Source organism: Rhizobium sp. R634, assembly GCF_002211305.1.
GTDB lineage: Bacteria > Pseudomonadota > Alphaproteobacteria > Rhizobiales > Rhizobiaceae > Rhizobium.
The window spans coordinates 115,518-130,287 of the sequence record NZ_LOKW01000007.1 but is presented as its reverse complement, the minus strand read 5'-3'; the positions used below and the strand labels follow the sequence as shown (position 1 = coordinate 130,287).

The window sequence follows — 14,770 nt, the reverse complement described above, 5'->3', positions numbered from 1 at the left end:
CGAGACGTTCACGAGAGAAGACAGTGTTTTGCGGAATTTGAACCGTTGCCCGGTCACGAAACAGTCATGATCGGCTTGCAAATCGCCCCCGCGTTAAGCTGTTATTAGCCGCAGCGTTCGACAATTTCAGCATTCCCGCCGGTGCGGCGGCGGGTTCCGGAGCAAGAAAGCCATGTGTCGCTGGGCAGCCTATCGCGGAGAACCCCTCTATCTCGAGGAGCTGGTGTCCTCGCCTGCCCATTCGCTGATCGAGCAGTCCCATTGCGCCACCCGCGCCAAGACGGCGACGAACGGCGATGGTTTCGGCATTGCCTGGTATGGCGACAGGCCCGAGCCGGGCCGCTACCGCGACATCCTGCCGGCATGGTCGGATTGCAATCTGAAGAGCCTGGCGCGGCAGATCCGCTCGCCGCTCTTCCTCGCCCATGTCCGCGCCGCCACCGGCGGCGGCACGCGGCGCGACAACTGCCATCCCTTCACCCATGATACCTGGTCCTTCATGCACAATGGCCAGATATCCGGCTTCGAGCGTCTGCGCCGGCCGATGGAGGCGATGCTCGATGACGAGCTGTTCAATGCCCGCGGCGGCACCACCGATTCCGAGCTGATGTTCCTGCTGGCGCTGCAGTTCGGCCTGCGCGAGGCGCCGATCGCTGCGATGGCCGATATGGTCGGCTTCGTCGAGGACCTAGCCGAAAGCAGTCTCGGCTCCATCCTCCTGCGCTTCACCGCCGCCTTTTCCGATGGGAAGATGCTGTATGCGATCCGCTATGCCACAGATCGCAAGGCGCCGACGCTCTACGCTTCTCCCGTCGGCGCAGGCCACTGCCTCGTGTCCGAACCGTTAAATGACGATGTCGATGCCTGGGCCGAAATTCCTGACGGCAGCGCCGTCATCGTCGGCGAGCACGGCATCGAGGTTGTCGACTTCCGGCCGGCGAAGCGCGGCGTGCCAAAGCCACAGCGTGTGGCCGTATCGGCTTGAGCCGCCCGGCTGTCAGCTGAGCCGCTCGCGACTAGCGGAGCCGCTCAGCAATCAGCGCCGCCAGCCTTTCGGCAACATCTTCCTTGGCGAGATCAGGCCATTGCTCGACGCCGTCATGGCGGATCAGTTTGACGCTGTTGCGGTTGCCGCCCATGATTCCGGTCGCGGGGGAGACATCGTTGGCGACGATCATGTCGGCGCCCTTTCTTTCGAGTTTCGCCCTGGCATTGCTTTCGACGTCCTGTGTCTCGGCGGCAAAGCCGATCACCAGATTCGGCCGCATCGTGTGATGCCCGACGGTCTTCAGGATGTCGGGGTTCTCGGTGAGCGCCAGCGTCGGAATGGATTCGCCGGGATGTTTCTTGAGTTTCTGATCGGCGGCCGAGGCCACGCGCCAGTCCGCCACCGCCGCGACCATCACGGCGATATCCGCCGGCAATGCAGCAAGCACGGCATCGCGCATTTCCTCGGCCCGCTCGACATGGATGACGCGGACACCGGCGGGATCGGGGATCGTCACCGGCCCCGAGACCAGCGTCACCTCGGCCCCGCGTTTTGCCAGTGCCGTGGCGATCGCATGCCCCTGCCGGCCGGAAGAACGGTTGGCGATGTAGCGCACCGGATCGATCGGCTCATGCGTCGGTCCTGACGTGACGATCGCCTTGCGCCCCTTCAGCGGCTTTTCTCCATCGTCCAGCAGCGCTTCGGCTGCGGCGACGATTTCCAGCGGCTCCGCCATCCGGCCGATGCCCGCCTCCCGGCTTTCGGCCATCTCGCCGGCCATCGGCCCGACGAAGCGGACGCCGTCTCGCTGTAGCGTGGCCGCGTTGCGCCGGGTCGCCGCATGCGCCCACATGCTGGGGTTCATCGCCGGTGCGGCAAGCACCGGCCTCTCTGTCGCCAGCAGCACGGTCGAGGCGAGATCGTCGGCAAAGCCGTTCGCCATCTTCGCCATCAGGTCGGCAGTGACGGGAGCAACGAGAACCAGATCGCAATCGCGCGCCAGCCTGATGTGGCCCACATCCTGTTCGTCCTGGCGCGAAAACAGATCGACAAAGACATGATCCGCCGCGAGTGCGCCGACGGCAAGCGGCGTGACGAATTCCTGCGCTCCTTTGGTCATGACGGGCCGCACGCTGGCGCCGCGCTCGCGCAGCCGGCGGATCAGATCCAGGCTCTTATAAGCCGCGATGCCGCCCGAGATGATGAGGAGGATGCGTTTGCCGCTGAGAGCCATGGCTTTCTACCCGTCGCCTTTTTGACCTGCCCCCGACCCTAAGCCTTTGGCGCAGAACATGCAATCGCGCGGATACCAGGCGTCGCGGCCGGGTTGGAGGGATCACCAACCCGGCCGGCTTACCACCGTCTCAGCTGCGCGTGATCGAAATGCCGCCGTCAACAAGCGAGGCCGTGCCGGTGACGAAGCTTGCATCGTCGGAGGCGAGGTAGAGAACCGAGCGGGCGACTTCCTCAGGTGCCGCGACACGCTTCAGCGCATGCATATTGGTGACGGCAGCCTGTTTGTCGGCCGTATCGTTCATGTCCCGATACATGTCCGTATCGACGGCGCCCGGCAGCACGGCGTTGACGCGTACGCCCTGCGGCCCGAATTCAGCGGCGAGCGCCTGCGTCAAGCCGATCAGGCCGGATTTGCTCGCGGCATAGGCGGCAACGCCGGGAAAGGCGAAGCTGTAGCCGACGAAGGTCGAGGTGAAGATCACCGAGCCGCCGCCATTTTCCGCCATCGCGCCGATCTGGTGTTTGGCGGCGAGGAAGGAGGCGGTGAGATTGACGGTCAGCGCCTCGCTGAAGCCTGCTTCGGAGACGCCGGTGCTCGGACCGGCTTCGCCGATGATCCCGGCATTGTTGAAGGCGATGTCGAGCTTGCCGTAGTTCGTCACGGCGGCCGCGACCAGCGCCTTGTGATAGTCTTCCGACCGAACGTCGCCGGCAACGGCGACGGCGTCGCCGCCCTCCGCCTTAATCTCCGCGACAAGACTGTCGAGTTCGGTCTGGCGGCGGGCGCCGACGACGACCTTTGCGCCTTCGGCAGCAAAGAGCTTTGCCGTGACGCGCCCGATTCCGGAGCTTGCGCCGGTGACGATTGCGACCTTGTTCTTCAAGCGGTTCATGGTTCCATCTCCTGGGTTGAAGCGGGGCGGCCCCTGCCGTCCCATTCCGTTGAATGGAAGATGGCATTTTCTTCTCGTTCGGATTAGCCTCCAGATCGGGGAATTCGAATTCGGAAAGACCGAACAATGATCAGAATCGAGGGCATTGCCGCTTTCGTCGCCGTGGTCGAGGCCGGCTCGGTTAGCGAGGCCGCCCGGCGCCTGCGCCTCTCCAAATCCGTCGTCAGCGAAAGGCTGGCGGAGCTGGAGAAGTCACTCGGGGGCATGCTGCTGCACCGCACGACCCGCAAGCTTACTTTGACGGAGGATGGGACGGCTTTCCTGGAGCGCGCAACGCGTATCGTGCGCGAGATCGAGGACGCCGCAGCCGCTATGGCGGAGCGGCGCGGAACATTGTCCGGCTCGATCCGCATTGCCGCCCCCGTCACCTTCGGCCGCATGCATCTCGGTCCGGCGCTCTATCCCTTTCTCGCCGAACATCGCGAGATCGAATTGACCCTCGATATCGACGATCGCCGCGTCGATGCCGCTTCCGATGGTTACGACGCCATCATTCGCCATGGCCCGATCGCCGACAGTCGGCTGGTCGCATGGAAGCTTGCGCCGAGCCGCCGTCTTCTTTGCGCCTCACCGGACTATCTCGCGCGGGAGGGAGTGCCGGCGTCGCTGACCGATCTCAACAGCCATCGCGGCATCTTCTACACCAATCGCGGCGTTGCCGACTGGCGCTTCGAGACCCCGGAGGGCGCGGTCCTCGTCCGCGCGAAACTGGCGCTCGGAATCAACAATGGCGACATGCTTCGCGACGCCGCCATTGCCGGCCTCGGCATCGCGCTGCTGCCCGCCTTCATCGCCGGTCCGGCCATCCGTGAAGGCCGGCTTGCCGAAATCGATGTTGGCCGCAGGCCTGAAGCCGAGTTTATCTACATGGCCCATCCCGAGGGCCGAAATCCCTCGGCCAAGCTGCGCGCCATCGCCGATCATCTGAAGAAGAGCTTCGGCGACCCGCCCTATTGGGATCCGGCAGGATAGCTCAGCAGGCTCATCAGGTTCTCAGTGACGGGCGAGTGATGTGTTTTCAGGATCGCCAGCGCCAGACGCGCCACGGCCGGCGGCCCTTCGATTGGCCTGTAGACCACACCTTCGAGCTTGATCTGTGAAATCGAGGCCGGCACGATCGAGACGCCGAGATCGGCCGCTACCAGATTGACGACGGAAGAAATTTGCGGCGCCTCCTGCGCTACGGCCAGCTCGAACCCTGCCTTGCGGCAGGCCAGCACGACATCGTCGTAGAGGCTCAAACCCACCAGCCGGGGAAAGAGGATGAAGGGTTCGCCGGCCAGCGCCGCAAGCGGTAGCTTGCTGCGCCGTGCCAAGGGATGGTTGGCGGGCAGCGCGATCACCATGGGCTCATCCGGCAGTCGCCGCAGCCGGATGCCGGCGGGATCATCAAGGCTCGGGCGCATGAAGGCGGCATCGAGTTCGCCCGCTTCCAGCTTCTGCATGAGCGCCAGCGTATTCATCTCGGTCAGCGCCAGCCGCACCTCCGGCCAATGGGCGCGAAAGCGGCGGATCGTCGTGCTGACCACTGGATTGAAGGCCGAAGAGGCGGTGAAGCCGAGCGACAGGCGTCCGGTTTCGCCGCGATTGGCTCTCTGCGCGGCAAGCTTCGCCTTCTCCGCTGCCGCCACCGCGGCCCTTGCCTCGCCGAGGAACGCAGCACCCGCCGCCGTCAGTTCGGCCCCGTGCGGCACGCGGTGAAAGAGCGCCGCACCCACCTCCGTCTCGAGGTCGCGGATCTGCTGGCTGAGCGGCGGCTGTCCGATGCCAAGCTTGCCGGCTGCGCGGGTGAAATTGCCTTCCTCCGCCACCGCCAGGAAATATCTGAGGTGCCGCAGCTCCATCGCCATCTCCAAAACCTATTGAAATCGTCGGTTTCATATATTGGACAAATGGAGCGGTGTTGACTAGATCGGCAGTGGAAGGATGACGTTATGCCGATGTCAGTGCATGCAGTGAAAGCCTCCGAGCAAGCCGCGATATCGGGGCAAAAGCACTACCTCTCGCGCGGCACCGGCGCCTATCGCCGCGCCAGCCTGGCGCTCTTCCTCTCCGGCTTTTCCACCTTCTCGCTGCTCTATTGCGTGCAGCCGCTGCTGCCGATCTTCGCGCAGGAATTTTCCGTCAGCCCGGCCGAAAGCTCGCTGTCGCTCTCGCTCTCCACCGGCTTTCTTGCGCTCGCCATCATTTGCGCCGCCGCCGTCTCGGAAGGGCTCGGCCGCCGCGGCCTGATGTCGATATCGCTGGTCGGCGCGGCCGTGCTGACGATTGCCACTGCTTTTGCGCCGAACTGGCACCTGCTGCTCGTCATTCGCGCCCTGCAGGGCCTCGTCCTCGGCGGCGTGCCTGCTGTGGCCATGGCCTATCTTGCCGAGGAGATCGATCCGCGCGGCCTCGGCGCCACCATGGGCCTTTATGTCGGCGGCACGGCCTTCGGCGGCATGTCCGGCCGGGTTCTCACAGGCATCTTCGCCGAATATCTCGGCTGGCGGCCGGCGCTCTTCCTGATCGGCGCCATCGGCCTTGCCGCCGCCATCGGCTTCATCGCCCTTCTGCCGCCGTCAAGGAATTTCGCCCGCCGGCCCGGTTTCGATCCGCGTTACCATGTGAAGGCCTGGCTCGGCCATGTCGGCAATCCGGCGCTGCCCTTCCTCTTCGCCATCGCCTTCCTGGCGATGGGCTCCTTCGTGACCATCTACAATTATGCCGGTTTCCGCCTCGTGGCGCCGCCTTACGGCCTCAACCAGACCGAACTCGGCCTGATCTTCACCGTCTATCTCTTCGGCATCGGCGCTTCCTCGATCGGAGGCCTCATCGGAGACCGGATCGGCCACTTCCGCGTCCTCCTCTTCGGCCTCGCGCTGACGGCTGCCGGCAGCGCGCTGACGCTCTTCGCGCCGCTGCCGTCCATCATCCTCGGCATAATAGTGCTGACGACCGGCTTCTTCATGAGCCATTCCATCGCCAGCGGCCTGGTCGGCAAGCTGGCGCGCGGCACCAAGGGCCACGCCTCCTCGCTCTATATGCTCGCCTATTATGTCGGCTCCAGCCTCATGGGCTCGGCCGGCGGCTGGTTCTTCGCCGTCGAAGGCTGGGCAGCCGTCGTTGCCTTCACGCTTGCCATGCTGGCGCTCGCCTTTATCTGCGCCTGTGCCGCCCAGCATTTCACGAGGAGAAAGATATGATCCGCATCGACCGTCTCGATCATCTCGTGCTAACCGTCGCCGATGTCGCAGCCACCTGCGATTTCTATTTCCGCATCCTCGGCATGTCGGTCGAAACCTTCGCGGAGGGCCGAAAGGCGCTGAATTTCGGCCGCCAGAAGATCAACCTGCATCAGGCCGGCCATGAATTCGAGCCCAAGGCGAAACATCCCGTCCCCGGCTCCGGCGATCTCTGCTTCATCGCCGAGACGCCGCTTGCCGACGTCATCGCACATCTGCAGGCATCGGGCATTGTGATCGAAGAAGGTCCGGTCGAACGCACCGGCGCGACCGGCCGCCTGTACTCTGTCTATTTCAGGGATCCCGATGATAATCTTATCGAGGTTTCCAATCTGGCCAGCTGATACGCTCACCGTCGAGCCGCCCACGGTGCAAGCTGGCGCTATCGCTGTCTAAGGCCTCATTTGCCGCTGGTAGGAGAGAGTTCTTCGTAATTCTCGGAAAATCGGCCACGTGAGAGAAAAACCTTCAATGCGTCCTGTGCTACGGGCCTGATCCGCTCAGCGCACCCTGACTGAATATATTCAGCTTCACTTTGGAAGTGACGCGTCTCATCACTAATGCCTTCCAGCACCCGCCCAAGTGCATCGACAGCTCGCTCCTCCTCTTCTGTGATCGCGCTATTTGGCCGCACGACCAATCGCCCGTGATGCCAGCAGTCGTAAAAACCCTCGAAGAACTCATTGTAGTTCACTTCAATGAGTCCCTCATTGCCGCGCGAGAGAATTTCGATGGCTTCGATGATTCGGTTTCGCCAACGCTGTTCAACAATTCGGTCTGAAACTTCTTCACCCACGACAAAATTCTCCGCGACCTATGCCTTTGAAAGATTTCTCAAGCGCTTCTGCGCTCTCGCTGTTTCTGATGGAAGGACGGCGATCGGCAAATCCAGGATTGTTCAACCAGGCCGGATATAGGGCACGTCCTTCTTCGTCACCTCGTCCAGCGCCTCCTCGTAACCCGCATCGGCGTATCGCATGACGCCGAGGGCGGTGTCGTTGGTCAGCGCGTGGTCGAGCCGCTCGTCGGCGGCATCGGTGCCGTCGGCGACGACGGTGACGCCGCAGCTCGTCATGTAACCGGCATAGCCGCCGCCGCCGGAATGGACGACGACGAGATCGGCCATCGACGAGCAGAGCATCATCGCGTCGATCAGCGGCCAATCGGCGATCGCGTCAGAGCCGTCTTTCATCCGCTCGGTCATAATATTGGGATGCGCCATGGCGCCGGCGTCGAGATGGTCGCGGGAAAAGGCGACGGGACCTTTCAGCTCGCCGCTTGCCACCAGCGCATTGACGCGAAGGGCAAGCGCGGTGCGTTCGCCATGGCCGAGCCAGGCGATGCGGGCCGGCAGGCCTTCGAAGGGAATGTGCTCGCGCGCCAGCCGGATCCAGTTGGTGATGATCTTGTTGTCGGGGAACATTTCAAGCAGCAGGTCGTCGATGCGGGCGATATCGCTCTCCTCGCCCGACAGAGCCATCCAGCGGAAGGGGCCGATCGCCCGGGCAAAGAGCGGCCGGAGATAGGCTTCGGTGAAGATCGGGATGTCGAAGGCGTTGGCGACGCCGCCCTCGCGCGCCTGGGTGCGGATGAGGTTGCCGTTGTCGAAGACCTCGGAGCCGCGTTTCTGGAATTCCAGCATCGCCGTCACATGATCGACGATCGAGGCGCGGCTTGCCGCCATCAACTGCCCCTGGCCGTCGTCACGCAGTCCCCTCACCTGATCGAGGCTCATACCCTTTGGCACATAGCCGTAGACGAGGTCGTGCGCAGAGGTCTGGTCGGTGACGATATCGGGCACGACGCCGCGCCGGGCGATTTCGGGATAGACTTCCGCCGCATTGCCGACGAGCCCGACGGAAAGCGCCCGCTTCTCCTTCACCGCCGCGTCGATCATCTGAAGGGCGCTGTCGAGATCGGGGGCGATCTCCTGGAGATAGCCGATCTGCTGGCGCTTGCGGGCCCGCTCCGGATCGATGTCGACGCAGAGGATCGCAGCTCCTGCCATGCGGCCGGCGAGCGGCTGCGCGCCGCCCATGCCGCCGAGGCCGGCCGTCAGCACGAAGCGACCGGCGAGATCGCCGCCGAAACGCCGTTCGGCGATGCGCATGAAGATCTCGTAGGTTCCCTGGATGACGCCCTGGCTGCCGATATATTGCCAGGCGCCGGCCGTCAGTCCGCCCCAGCAGATCAGTCCCTTGCGCTGCAGCTCGTAGAACACCTCGGCCTTCGCCCATTGCCCGACGATATTGCAGTTCGCCATGATGACCAGCGGCGCTTTCGCATGCGTCCGAACGAGCCCGACCGGCTTGCCGGACTGGATCAGCAGCGTCTGGTCCTCCTCCATCTCGGTCAGCGCCTTGACGATACCCTTATGTGCCGCCCAGTTGCGCGCCGCCTTGCCGAGCGCGGCATAGACCACGAGATTGTCGGGGTCTTCGCCGACCGAGAGCACGTTTTCCAGAAGCCGCAGCAGCGCTTCCTGCCGCCAGCCCTTGGCCCGCAGCTCCGGCCCGCCGGGGATGGGGAATTTCGGATGACGCGGATTGGCCTTCGGCATGGTTGTTCCTCGCTTGGTCTCTACTTTTCCCTTCTCCCCGCTGGGGCGAAGAGGGATCATTTGCCCGGCAGCGATTCCGCATAGGCGAGCGCGCCGTCCAGCAAACGCCGTCTCAGCACATCGTCACCGTATACATCCGCTGTGGCCCGCACCCAGCCGTGCATCGCCCGCTCGCCCGACAGCATCTGGATCACCCCCGGCAGCGCCAGCGCCCAGCCGTCATTGCCCCTGCCGAGGCGGATCAGCATACCGTCGCTGCGCGCGCCGCAGAGAAGATTGCCGTTCAGCATGAAGGCCCGGCCGCCGAACATGGATTTCTCGCCAAGGCCCGGGCGGTCGCCGAGTTCCTCGCGCAGCAGTTCTTCGAGACCGGGATCGCGCGCCATGGCTCAGGCCTTCGTTTCCAATGCATAGCGGGCGATCTCGATCCCCATCGCCTTTTCGACGACGGGATAGACGGTCGGATCGAGCACGCTTGCAGACAGCGGAATGATATCCTTCGGCACATGCAGGATGAAAACCTGCATGCCTTCCCTGAGCTGGCCGACGCTGAGCGGTTCGCCTTCCGGCGACAGTGTGGTGATCACGGCGGGGAAGGTGGCAAGACGCCTGCCATCGGCATCGTCGACGGCCATATATTCGTTCATGACATGCAGCGTCACCGATTTTGCGCCCGAACCGACAATGACCGTGCCGATGTCGAAGGCTTCCTTGGTGTAGACGACGTCTTTTCGGGAGATGACGCCCTCGGCGAGGATATGCCCGCCCGTCGTTTTGCAGATCGCGTCCATGACCGCGGCCCCGCCGCGCTTTTCCGCCGCGATGATCGCCTCTCCGAGCGCAAGCGCCATCGAAATGCCGCCGAGCGCCGCATGGTTGCGCACATAGGAGGCTCTGAGCGGATTGCGGCAGCTGGCGATGAAGCCGCCGGATTGATCGGCGGCGGCACGCAGCACCGGCGAGATCTTCGCCGTCGCCCCCTTTACCACCAGCTCGATATAACGATTCTCGGCCCTGTTGCCGCCGACCGCGGTCTGGATCATCGGCTCGGGCGAACCGGCCATGCCGATCGAACCCATGTCGCCGGTGGGATGCGCGCGGATATCGCCGACGGCATCGACCACCTTGGTGCCGAGGATCGCCGAGGGCAGCCAGCCGTTCAGCGTCGAGGATTTGCCGTTCTGGCCGATGATCAGCCCGGAAAGCTTTTCACCGAGCGCTTCCTGCAAGAGCTGCACGGCCTTCACATAGTCGATGCCTTGCATTTCCCAGGGCGTCGTGGAGGCGGGCGCCCCGATCGCAGCTGCCGTGGCAACCCAGTCCTCGTCATTCAGTTCCTCGATCGAGACCAGTTCCGGTTTCCCGACATTGACGGCTGCAAGCCCGAGCATGCGTCCGTGATCGGTCCAGCCGCCGCCGCCGGCAGCATAGACGGAGCCGCCCTTCACGGCGGCTTCCACGTCCTTCTCAACCAGTATGCGTCCCATTGGCCTTCTCCCGCTTCAAATCCCTATCCATCTCCCGCACCGCTTCGAAGAGCACGGCGGCGCCGAGCGCGATATCGTCATTATCGGCCCATTCGTCGGCGGAGTGGCTGCGGCCCTCCCGGCATGGCACGAAGATCATCGCGGCCGGTGCCACCTTGGCGATCCAGGCCGTATCGTGTCCGGCGCCCGAAGCTATGCGCCGATGTTTCGCGCCGACGCGTTCGCAGGCAGTTTCCAGCGTCGAAAGCAGGCCGGCATCTCCAGGTGTCGGCATGTTGTCGGACACCCGGTTCGGCGTCTCGATCGTCACGCCGTAGGCGGTGGCGAGCTTTTCGACATGGCCGTCGAGCCAGCGGCAGAAGGCCTCCATGTCGGCGCGAATCTCGGCGCGCCCGTCGATCAGCAGCACGACCTTCGAGGGCACGACGTTCGCCGCGTTCGGCTCGATCCTGAACTCGCCGACCGTCGCCGCAAAATGCCCCGGCGTCTTGGCCAGCTCGGCGGCGGCGTTGCGGATATCGAGCACCAGCTGCGATGCCGCTACCAGCGCATCTGCTCGCCGGTCCATCGGCGTCGTGCCGGCATGATCGGCCCGCCCCGCGACGGTGATCTCGATACGGGTGATGCCCGCGATCGCGGTGACGATCCCGATATCCTGCCTTTCGGCCTCCAATACCGGCCCCTGCTCGATATGAAGCTCGAGAAAGCCCGCTATATCGGGCCTCTTCTGCTGTATGAGCACATCGGGGCTGCCGCCCACCTGAGCGATGCCCTCGGCAAGGTCGAGGCCGCCGCTGACGCGCGAAAGCCAGCCCTCCGGCAATTGCCCGGTCATGCCGCGGCTGCCGATGCAGGAGACGCCGAAGATGCTGACTTCTTCGGCAAGGAAATCGACGATCTCCAGATCGTGGTCGAGCTCGATCGTCTGGTCGCGCAGCGCGCGGGCGACCTCGAGCGCCGAGATCACTCCAGCGATGCCGTCGAAGCGGCCGCCATCCGGCACTGTGTCGGAATGCGAGCCGACCATGATCGTGCCGAGCCAGGGTTTGCGACCCGTGCGCCGGCCGATCAGATTGCCGGCGGCATCGATCCGGGTTTCCAACCCCGCCGCTTTCATCCGCGCTTCGATATAGGCCCGGCCTTCGAGAAAGAGCGACGAAAAGGCCCGCCGCGTCCAGGGATGCCCGGGCTCGGTGATGGCGGCCAGCGCGTCGATATCCTCAGCGATCCGGGCAGCGTTGACGGGCAGATTGCGGGTCATAAACCTGCCCCCGTGATAACTTGGCGCGCCGGCGGCCGCAGGAACTGGCCGCTGCCGGGCTCGGCCAGCACCTTGCCGCCCTCGGCGATCTTTTCGCCGCGCAGATAGGTGGCCGAGACGGTCCACGGCAGGCGGATGCCGTGATAGGGGCTCCAGCCGACGACATTGTTGCCACTCGCCGACGCATCATAGACGCTTTCCCGCGGCTCCAGCACGGCGATATCGGCATCTTTGCCCGGCGTCAGCGCCCCCTTGATATGGTCGAGCCGGAAATGCGTGGCCGGATTTTCCGCCATCAGCCTGGCAGCCCAAGTCAGCGGAATGCCGCGTTCGACGGCGCCTTTCACGAAAAGCGGCACCATCACTTCGAGGCCCGGCACGCCGGACGCATTGGCGAGCATGTCAGGATTGTTCTTCCGGTTTTCCGACCAGCTGACGTGATCGGTCGAGACCAGCCAGACATCGCCGTCGGCCACCTTGCGCCAGAGCCTCTCCACCTCGGCGCGCGGGCGGATCGGCGGATTGATCTTCGCCTTGCCGCCGAGGCGCTTCACGTCGTTTTCCTCGTCGAGGGTGAGGTAATGGATGCAGCATTCGACCGTCGCCGCAAAACCGTCACGGCGATAGGCGCGGGCGATATCGTAGCCGCGCCCGAGCGAGCAGTGCACCACATGTGCGGGGCAGCCGGTATTGGCGCCGGTCTCAAAGATTGTGTGCATCGCCAGGAGCTCGGTGATCGCAGGCCGTGAGAGGCCGTGCGCCCGCCAGTCGGTGATGCCGCTCGCCTTGACCTGCTCCATATAGCTGCGCACCGCCTCGTCGTCTTCATTGTGCACGCCCGCCGTCAGCCCGGTGGGCGCGATCGCCGCGAAGCAGGCGTCGAGCAGGGCCGGCGGAATGCGCGGAAAACGCTTGGGATCGGTGCCGAAGGTCGAGAATTTGAAGGCCGCGACGCCTGCCTCCACCATCTCGCGGATTCGCGCCGGTCCTTCCTCGGGATCGATGGTGCCGTAAAGGGCGAAGTCGACGCGCGCCTGCGGGCCGGCATGCTCGATCTTCCGCTTTAGCGCCGCGGCCGAGCAGACGAGATTGCCCTCGTCATAGGGCATGTCGACGATCGTTGTTACGCCGCCGGCCGCCGCCGACCGCGTCGACCAGATGAAATCCTCCTGGTCTTTCTGGGAAAGCGAATGCACTTGTGCGTCGATGGCGCCGGGCAGGATCAGCGCTTTGCCGAGCAGGTGCCGCTCGCGCGCCGCAGGCGGGGTGCCGAGGCCGACCTCGGCGATCTTGCCGTCGCGGGCGGCGACATAGCCCTCTTCGAGGATGCGGTCCGGCAGTACCACCGTGCCCTGCAGAACGAGATCGAAGTCCATGCCGCTTCCTCCTAGACTGAAGTCAGACTGCTGCCGGCCCATGCCGGGCGAGCCGCTCCTCGATATATTCGGGCGAGCTAAGCGCGAAGAAATCGTCGAAGGACGCGATCGGAACCTGCTCCGTCAGTTTCGAGAGGAAGGCGTCCGAGCCGAGTTCCTCTTCGATCGCCTCCACCTCCGCCGAAAGCGGCCGGTCGACGACATAGAAATCTGCATGTTTGCGCACGACCTCATAGAGCATCGCGGCAACACCCCTGGGCTCATCGCCCAGAATGTCGATCGCCTGGGCGGAGAGCAAGGCTTCGAGAGCCGCCAGACGCTTCAGCGCCTGCATCTGCCGCTCGAAGCGCTCGATGACGAGCGGCAGGAAGGCGGCTTCATCCTCCAGGCCGGCCGCAACCACCAGCGACTGCGCCGAAACCGGGCTGGACATCGACAATACGCGCGAGAAGATCTCGCCGGCAAGCTTGATGATCGGCCCGAAACCGGTAGCAATCCGTCCCGGCGGCACCAGATTGACCGGCAGGTCGCGCCGCTGGCCGTTGCCGAGAATGACGCAGCGGTTGAAGGCGTTGCGCGCCGCATGCGCCATGCAGAGCGCCGCCGATTCTAAGAGGATCGTCACATCGAGCGGCAGCGATCCGCCTGATGTCATCACCCGGCCTTCCACCACGACGGGATTGTCGTCAGAGCGGCCGGTGGCGGCAAGGATCTTGTGGCCGGTCGACAGCAGGTTCTCGATCACCGCGCCGAACACCTGGGCGATCATGCGCAGGCTGAGCGGATCCTGCACATGTGTCGCGACCGGCCAGTTCCAGTCTTCCGACGCATTGCAGAGCCAGGCGCCGATCAGCGCCTCACGCGCCGTGCCGACATGGCGGACCGCCTTCCAGGGATCGCGGGAGGCGCCGAGCGCGCCGGCCGCCATCATCGCCGTTGCCAGCAGGACCCGGATCGAGGCCGCTGCATTGCGCGTCGTTTCCGCCGCCGCGGCAAAGCTCACCGCATTGACGCTGAGCGAAGCGAGGCTATCGCGCGGGGCCATCCGCACCGGTTGCAGCCCCGCCGCCCGGAAGGCGTCGGCCGCCTGCATCCGCTGGCCGCGATAGACCGCTTCGCCGACGCCGGTCAGCACCGCGCCAATCTGTCCCATCAGGCCGATATCGGCGCATCCGATCGAGCCGGTTCGGCGCACGACCGGAATGAGATCGGCTTTCAGCATCGTGATATAGGCCTGAATCAGCTCCGGCGTGCAGCCGACCTGGCCGGTCAGCGCCGTATTGACGCGGATCGCCATGGCATTGCGCACGACATTGCAGGAAAAGGGCGTGCCGGTGCCGAAATGATGGGCGCGCACCAGGCCGAGATTGAAGGTGTCGAGTTCGTCGGCCGACCACTCCACATCCTTCATGGCGCCGACACCTGTCGTCGAGCCGTAGACCGGCATGCCTGAAGCAATCGCATCCTCGACGATCTCCCGGGCGATGGCGATGCGGGCCATGCCGGTCGGCGAAGCCGAAATCGCCGCCTTGCCCGCCCCAATCGTCACCATCTCGGCAAAACCGAGCGGCCGTCCGGAAAGTTCGATGCCAAGGCGTTCGTGCTTCATATGCCGTATCTCCTAACTTCAGAGACTAAGCGAGCCTTCCGTCACATGGGATATCCCAAATGCCGAACACAGCATG

Annotated in this window: 14 protein-coding genes; 4 read left to right on the top strand and 10 right to left on the bottom strand. The window is 64.5% G+C overall.

The features are described 5' to 3' along the window. The first annotated feature begins 172 nt into the window (after window positions 1–172). Window positions 173–985: a class II glutamine amidotransferase gene (locus ATY77_RS11425; RefSeq protein ID WP_088687394.1), complete on the top strand. Its 813-nt coding sequence runs from the start codon at window positions 173–175 to the stop codon at window positions 983–985. A 31-nt stretch (window positions 986–1,016) separates the two neighbouring features. Here the strand turns inward: ATY77_RS11425 and coaBC are convergent, their stop codons facing one another. Further along, window positions 1,017–2,222, bottom strand: a complete 1,206-nt coding sequence (gene coaBC / locus ATY77_RS11420; RefSeq protein WP_088687393.1) for a bifunctional phosphopantothenoylcysteine decarboxylase/phosphopantothenate--cysteine ligase CoaBC — start codon at window positions 2,220–2,222, stop codon at window positions 1,017–1,019. A gap of 130 nt (window positions 2,223–2,352) precedes the next feature. Next, complete coding sequence (locus ATY77_RS11415) at window positions 2,353–3,117, bottom strand: SDR family oxidoreductase (RefSeq protein ID WP_088687392.1); 765 nt, start codon at window positions 3,115–3,117, stop codon at window positions 2,353–2,355. 126 nt (window positions 3,118–3,243) lie between these two features. Here ATY77_RS11415 and ATY77_RS11410 point away from each other — a divergent pair, with 126 nt between their 5' ends. Further along, window positions 3,244–4,149 (top strand): LysR family transcriptional regulator, encoded by a 906-nt coding sequence (locus ATY77_RS11410; RefSeq protein ID WP_088687391.1) that lies wholly within the window; start codon window positions 3,244–3,246, stop codon window positions 4,147–4,149. Here ATY77_RS11410 and ATY77_RS11405 read toward each other — a convergent pair. Then, window positions 4,128–5,021, bottom strand: coding sequence for a LysR family transcriptional regulator (locus tag ATY77_RS11405; protein WP_088676592.1), 894 nt, complete (start codon window positions 5,019–5,021; stop codon window positions 4,128–4,130). The genes ATY77_RS11410 and ATY77_RS11405 overlap by 22 nt on opposite strands. Before the next feature lie 90 nt (window positions 5,022–5,111). Here ATY77_RS11405 and ATY77_RS11400 point away from each other — a divergent pair, with 90 nt between their 5' ends. Then, complete coding sequence (locus ATY77_RS11400; protein WP_088687390.1) at window positions 5,112–6,362, top strand: MFS transporter; 1,251 nt, start codon at window positions 5,112–5,114, stop codon at window positions 6,360–6,362. Further along, window positions 6,359–6,745: a VOC family protein gene (locus ATY77_RS11395; RefSeq protein WP_088687389.1), complete on the top strand. Its 387-nt coding sequence runs from the start codon at window positions 6,359–6,361 to the stop codon at window positions 6,743–6,745. Before ATY77_RS11400 ends, ATY77_RS11395 begins: the two co-directional genes overlap by 4 nt. 56 nt (window positions 6,746–6,801) lie before the next feature. On the opposite strand, the gene ATY77_RS11390 is transcribed toward ATY77_RS11395, so the two are convergent. The 7 genes from ATY77_RS11390 to ATY77_RS11360 form a co-directional block, all read right to left on the bottom strand. Then, a complete protein-coding gene (locus ATY77_RS11390; protein WP_088687388.1) occupies window positions 6,802–7,197 on the bottom strand; it encodes a hypothetical protein in 396 nt (131 codons plus the stop codon). A gap of 102 nt (window positions 7,198–7,299) precedes the next feature. Beyond that, window positions 7,300–8,961, bottom strand: a complete 1,662-nt coding sequence (locus ATY77_RS11385; RefSeq protein WP_088687387.1) for a urocanate hydratase — start codon at window positions 8,959–8,961, stop codon at window positions 7,300–7,302. A 56-nt stretch (window positions 8,962–9,017) separates the two neighbouring features. Beyond that, window positions 9,018–9,347: a TfoX/Sxy family protein gene (locus ATY77_RS11380; protein ID WP_088687386.1), complete on the bottom strand. Its 330-nt coding sequence runs from the start codon at window positions 9,345–9,347 to the stop codon at window positions 9,018–9,020. 3 nt (window positions 9,348–9,350) lie between these two features. Then, window positions 9,351–10,448, bottom strand: a complete 1,098-nt coding sequence (locus tag ATY77_RS11375; protein ID WP_088687385.1) for a DUF917 domain-containing protein — start codon at window positions 10,446–10,448, stop codon at window positions 9,351–9,353. After that, window positions 10,429–11,709: a Zn-dependent hydrolase gene (locus ATY77_RS11370; RefSeq protein WP_088687384.1), complete on the bottom strand. Its 1,281-nt coding sequence runs from the start codon at window positions 11,707–11,709 to the stop codon at window positions 10,429–10,431. The genes ATY77_RS11375 and ATY77_RS11370 overlap by 20 nt, the downstream gene beginning before the upstream one ends. Next, entirely contained in the window at window positions 11,706–13,085 is a 1,380-nt protein-coding gene (locus ATY77_RS11365) for an amidohydrolase family protein (RefSeq protein ID WP_088687383.1), read from the bottom strand. Before ATY77_RS11365 ends, ATY77_RS11370 begins: the two co-directional genes overlap by 4 nt. Before the next feature lie 22 nt (window positions 13,086–13,107). Continuing rightward, on the bottom strand, window positions 13,108–14,694 hold the full coding sequence (locus ATY77_RS11360) for an aromatic amino acid lyase (RefSeq protein ID WP_088687382.1): 1,587 nt from the start codon (window positions 14,692–14,694) through the stop codon (window positions 13,108–13,110). Between the last annotated feature and the right edge of the window lie 76 nt (window positions 14,695–14,770).

What these genes read in the sequence shown, in the direction of transcription:
- ATY77_RS11425 (WP_088687394.1), top strand. Translation starts at nt 173, where the DNA reads ATGTGTCGCTGGGCAGCCTATCGCGGAGAACCCCTCTATCTCGAGGAG.
- coaBC (WP_088687393.1), bottom strand. Translation starts at nt 2,222, where the DNA reads ATGGCTCTCAGCGGCAAACGCATCCTCCTCATCATCTCGGGCGGCATC.
- ATY77_RS11415 (WP_088687392.1), bottom strand. Translation starts at nt 3,117, where the DNA reads ATGAACCGCTTGAAGAACAAGGTCGCAATCGTCACCGGCGCAAGCTCC.
- ATY77_RS11410 (WP_088687391.1), top strand. Translation starts at nt 3,244, where the DNA reads ATGATCAGAATCGAGGGCATTGCCGCTTTCGTCGCCGTGGTCGAGGCC.
- ATY77_RS11405 (WP_088676592.1), bottom strand. Translation starts at nt 5,021, where the DNA reads ATGGAGCTGCGGCACCTCAGATATTTCCTGGCGGTGGCGGAGGAAGGC.
- ATY77_RS11400 (WP_088687390.1), top strand. Translation starts at nt 5,112, where the DNA reads ATGCCGATGTCAGTGCATGCAGTGAAAGCCTCCGAGCAAGCCGCGATA.
- ATY77_RS11395 (WP_088687389.1), top strand. Translation starts at nt 6,359, where the DNA reads ATGATCCGCATCGACCGTCTCGATCATCTCGTGCTAACCGTCGCCGAT.
- ATY77_RS11385 (WP_088687387.1), bottom strand. Translation starts at nt 8,961, where the DNA reads ATGCCGAAGGCCAATCCGCGTCATCCGAAATTCCCCATCCCCGGCGGG.
- ATY77_RS11380 (WP_088687386.1), bottom strand. Translation starts at nt 9,347, where the DNA reads ATGGCGCGCGATCCCGGTCTCGAAGAACTGCTGCGCGAGGAACTCGGC.
- ATY77_RS11375 (WP_088687385.1), bottom strand. Translation starts at nt 10,448, where the DNA reads ATGGGACGCATACTGGTTGAGAAGGACGTGGAAGCCGCCGTGAAGGGC.
- ATY77_RS11370 (WP_088687384.1), bottom strand. Translation starts at nt 11,709, where the DNA reads ATGACCCGCAATCTGCCCGTCAACGCTGCCCGGATCGCTGAGGATATC.
- ATY77_RS11365 (WP_088687383.1), bottom strand. Translation starts at nt 13,085, where the DNA reads ATGGACTTCGATCTCGTTCTGCAGGGCACGGTGGTACTGCCGGACCGC.
- ATY77_RS11360 (WP_088687382.1), bottom strand. Translation starts at nt 14,694, where the DNA reads ATGAAGCACGAACGCCTTGGCATCGAACTTTCCGGACGGCCGCTCGGT.